This is a genomic window from Streptomyces prasinopilosus, from assembly GCF_001419695.1.
GTDB lineage: Bacteria > Actinomycetota > Actinomycetes > Streptomycetales > Streptomycetaceae > Streptomyces > Streptomyces prasinopilosus.
Window position 1 is genome coordinate 1 of record NZ_LIRG01000236.1, and the last position, 4530, is coordinate 4530.

At 72.6% G+C, this 4530-nt stretch carries 3 protein-coding genes; all 3 read left to right on the forward strand.

What is annotated here, in order from left to right; all coding sequences use genetic code 11:
* Positions 1-1014, forward strand: a 1014-nt coding sequence (locus AOK18_RS11340) for an alpha-glucosidase C-terminal domain-containing protein (RefSeq protein WP_206281527.1), incomplete at its 5' end; no start/stop codon positions are given.
* Between the two features lie 28 nt (positions 1015-1042).
* Positions 1043-2401 (forward strand): maltokinase N-terminal cap-like domain-containing protein, encoded by a 1359-nt coding sequence (locus AOK18_RS11345; protein WP_055694249.1) that lies wholly within the window; start codon positions 1043-1045, stop codon positions 2399-2401.
* A 3-nt stretch (positions 2402-2404) separates the two neighbouring features.
* Positions 2405-4530, forward strand: a 2126-nt coding sequence (gene glgB, locus AOK18_RS11350) for a 1,4-alpha-glucan branching enzyme (RefSeq protein WP_055694250.1), incomplete at its 3' end; no start/stop codon positions are given.

Consider the following 4530-nt stretch of genomic DNA (forward strand, 5'->3'; position numbering starts at 1 on the left):
CACGCCTTCCTGAAGCGGGTGCGCAAGGAGATCGACGCGCAGTACCCGGACACCGTCCTGCTGGCGGAGGCGAACCAGTGGCCGGAGGACGTGGTCGACTACTTCGGCGACTACGCCGCCGGCGGCGACGAGTGCCACATGGCGTTCCACTTCCCGGTGATGCCCCGCATCTTCATGGCCGTGCGCCGCGAGTCGCGCCACCCCGTCTCCGAGATCCTGGCCAAGACCCCGGCCATCCCCGCGGGCTGCCAGTGGGGCATCTTCCTGCGCAACCACGACGAGCTGACCCTGGAGATGGTCACCGACGAGGAACGCGACTACATGTGGGCCGAGTACGCCAAGGACCCGCGGATGCGCGCCAACATCGGCATCCGCCGCCGCCTGGCCCCGCTGCTGGACAACGACCGCAACCAGATCGAACTGTTCAACGCCCTGCTGCTGTCGCTGCCCGGCTCGCCGATCCTCTACTACGGCGACGAGATCGGCATGGGCGACAACATCTGGCTCGGCGACCGCGACGCGGTGCGCACCCCCATGCAGTGGACCCCCGACCGCAACGCCGGCTTCTCCTCCTCCGATCCCGGACAGCTCTACCTCCCGGTGATCATGGATCCGGTCCACGGCTACCAGGTCACCAACGTGGAGGCGTCCATGGCCTCCCCGTCCTCGCTGCTGCACTGGACCCGCCGGATGATCGAGATCCGCAAGCAGAACCCCGCCTTCGGCCTGGGCACCTACACCGAACTGCCCTCGACGAACCCCGCCGTCCTCGCCTTCCTGCGGGAGTACGAGGACGACCTGGTGCTCTGCGTCAACAACTTCTCCCGCTTCGCCCAGCCCACCGAGCTCGACCTGAGCGCCTTCGGGGGACGCCACCCGGTCGAGCTGTTCGGCGGGGCGCGCTTCCCGGCCGTGGGCGAACTGCCGTACCTGCTGACCCTGGGGGGCCACGGCTTCTACTGGTTCCGGCTCACCCGAGCCGCGGCCCGCACCCGTATCGGCCGGCGACTGTGACCGTGCGCCGACGAGAGGAGGCGTCACCATGACGAAGACCGCATTCCTGCGTCCGCGAAGCGCGACCGCCGCGCCCACGGAGTCGTTCACCGGGCTGCTGCGCGAGTGGCTGCCGGGGCAGCGCTGGTTCGCCGGCAAGGACCGTCCCGTCACCGACCTCCACGTGCTGTCGATGACGGAGCTGTTCCCCGGCTGCCTGCACCTGCTGGTGCACGCCGGCCACGGGGGCGTGCCCTCTCCCGGGAACACGCCCTGGGCCGGGGACTGCTACCAGCTCCTCCTCGGCGTACGGGAGCACCCGGCGCCGCACCTGGGCCGGGCGGTGATCGGCAGGGTGCAGGACGGGCCGCTGGCCGGGCGCACGGTCTACGACGCGCTCCACGACCCGCGGTCGGCGCAGCTGCTGCTGGAACGGCTGCGGCACCCCGGCGCGGTGGGCCCGCTGCGGTTCGAGGGCGACGCGGCCCGGCGGGTGCCGACCGGACTGGTGCCGCGGCTGCTGGACGCCGAGCAGTCCAACTCCTCGCTGGTGTACGGCGACGAGTTCATCCTGAAGGTCTTCCGGCGGATCCAGTCCGGGGTCAACCCCGATCTGGAGGTGCCGGGCGCCCTGGCGCGGCAGGGCTGCCACCGGGTGCCCGCTCCGGTGGCCTGGCTGCGCACCACGCATCCGTTCCGGGCGACGCTCGGTGTCCTCCAGCCGTTCCTGCGCGACGCCTCCGACGGCTGGACGCTGGCTCTGGAGGCGCTGGCCGCCGGGGACGACTTCACCGCGCGGGCGCACGCCCTCGGGCGGGCCACCGCGGACGTCCATCTGGCGCTCGGCGCGGCCTTCCCCGTCGGCGGCCCCCAGGAGGGCGGGCCGACGGCGGAGGGGATGACCGAACGCCTGACGGCCGCCGCGCACTCCGTGCCCGTGCTCCAGCCGTTCGTCCCCGGTCTGAAGGCGGCGTTCTCCGCGCTCGCGACCTGCGATCCCGGACCGCCCGTCCAGCGCATCCACGGCGACCTGCACCTCGGGCAGGTGCTGCGGGCCGGGGACGACTGGTTCGTCATCGACTTCGAGGGCGAGCCGTCCCGGCCGCTCTCCGAGCGGCGCAGCGCCCACTCCCCCCTGCGGGACATCGCCGGGATGCTCCGCTCGTTCGACTACGCCGCCCGCCAGCGCCGTCCCTGGCGCCCGGAGTGGGCGCGCGACTGCCGTGAGGCCTACTGCGCGGGCTACGCGGCCCGCGCCGGCTGGGACCCGCGGGAGGAGCACGTCCTGCTCCGTGCCCACGAGACGGACCGGGCCGTGTACGAGGTGCTGTACGAGGCCCGGCACCGACCCGACTGGCTGCCCGTACCCATGGCGGCGATCGAGCGCCTCGCCGCGAGAGGAGACTGAGCCGTGGCCCTGCACGACACACCGCTTCCCGAGGCGGCCGGGTCCGTCCCGTCCGCTCCGGAGGCACACGGGACCGCACCCGCCCTCGACCCCGTCGACCGGGAGCGCCTGCTGGCGGGCGCCCACCACGATCCGCACGCGCTGCTGGGCGCGCATCCGGTGCCGGGCGGCATCGCCTTCCGGGCGCTGCGGCCGTTCGCGCGTGCGGTGAGCGTGGTCGTCGCCGGCGAGCGCACCCCGCTCACCTCGGAGGGCGACGGCCTCTTCTCCGGGGTGCTGCCGCTGGACGCGGTCCCCGCGTACACGCTGGCGGTGGCGTACGGCGACGAGGACGCCGTCGAGGTGCACGATCCGTACCGGATGCCGCCCTCGCTCGGTGAGCTGGACCTGCACCTGATCGGCGAGGGACGCCACGAGGAGCTGTGGACCGCGCTCGGCGCGCACCCCATGACCCATCAGGGGGTGACCGGCACCCGCTTCACCGTGTGGGCGCCGAACGCGCAGGGCGTCCGGGTCGCGGGCGATTTCAACTTCTGGGACGGCACGGCGTTCCCGATGCGCTCGCTCGGTTCGTCCGGCGTGTGGGAACTGTTCCTGCCGGGCATCGGCGAGGGGGCCCGCTACAAGTTCGAGGTGCACTCCCGGTACGGCGGGCGGGCCCTCAAGGCCGACCCGATGGCGCGCCGTGCGGAGGTCCCGCCGGACACCGCGTCGATCGTGACGGCGTCGCACCACGTGTGGGACGACGCCGCGTGGATGGAGCGCCGCGCCCGGGCGTCCGTGCACGAGGCGCCGTTCTCGGTGTACGAGGTGCACCTGCCGTCCTGGCGCCCGGGGCTGACCTACCGTCAGCTGGCGGAGCAGCTGCCCGCGTACGTCGGGGACCTCGGGTTCACGCACGTGGAGCTGATGCCGGTCGCCGAGCACCCCTACGGCCCGTCCTGGGGCTACCAGGTCACCGGCTTCTACGCGCCCACGGCCCGCCTGGGCACCCCGGACGACTTCAGGTACCTGGTCGACGCCCTGCACCGGGCCGGGATCGGGGTGATCATGGACTGGGTGCCGGCCCACTTCCCGAAGGACGACTGGGCGCTGGCCCGGTTCGACGGGGACCCCCTGTACGAGCCGGGGGACGCCCGGCGGGCGGAGCACCCGGACTGGGGGACGTACACGTTCGACTTCGCCCGGACCGAGGTGCGCAACTTCCTGGTCGCCAACGCCGTGTACTGGTGCCAGGAGTTCCACATCGACGGACTGCGCGTGGACGCCGTCGCCTCCATGCTGTACCTCGACTACTCGCGCGAACCCGGCCAGTGGGAGCCCAACGCGTACGGCGGCCGGGAGGACCTGGCGGCGATGGCGTTCCTGCAGGAGATGAACGCGACCGTGTACCGGCGGTGCCCCGGAGTGGTGACGATCGCGGAGGAGTCGACCGCGTGGGGCGGGGTGACCCGGCCCACCGACACCGGCGGCCTGGGGTTCGGGCTGAAGTGGAACATGGGCTGGATGCACGACTCGCTGCAGTACATGAGCCACGAGCCGGTCCACCGTAAGTACCACCACCACGAGATGACCTTCTCGATGGTGTACGCCTACAGCGAGAACTACGTCCTGCCGATCTCCCACGACGAGGTCGTGCACGGCAAGCGGTCCCTGGTGTCGAAGATGCCCGGCGACTGGTGGCAGCGGCGGGCGAACACCCGGGCCTACCTCGGCTTCATGTGGGCCCACCCCGGCAAGCAGCTGCTCTTCATGGGACAGGAGTTCGCGCAGGGCGCCGAGTGGTCCGAGGAGCACGGCCCGGAGTGGTGGCTGCTGGACGACGCGTACCACTCCGCGGGCGACCACCGCGGCGTACGGGACCTGGTGCGCGACCTCAACGCCCGCTACCGGGCGACGGACGCGCTGTGGCGGCGGGACACCGACCCGGCCGGGTTCCGCTGGGTGTCGGTGGACGCGGCCGAGGACAACGTGCTCGCCTTCCTGCGGTACGGCTCACAGGGCCGGGCGCTGCTCTCGGTGTCGAACTTCTCCCCCGTCGTCCGGCACGGCCACCGGCTCGAGGTGCCCGGGGACGTGGCCGCCTGGCGGGAGGTCCTCAACACGGACGCGGCCCGCTACGGCGGCGG

What these genes read in the sequence shown, in the direction of transcription:
- AOK18_RS11345 (WP_055694249.1), top strand. Translation starts at nt 1,043, where the DNA reads ATGACGAAGACCGCATTCCTGCGTCCGCGAAGCGCGACCGCCGCGCCC.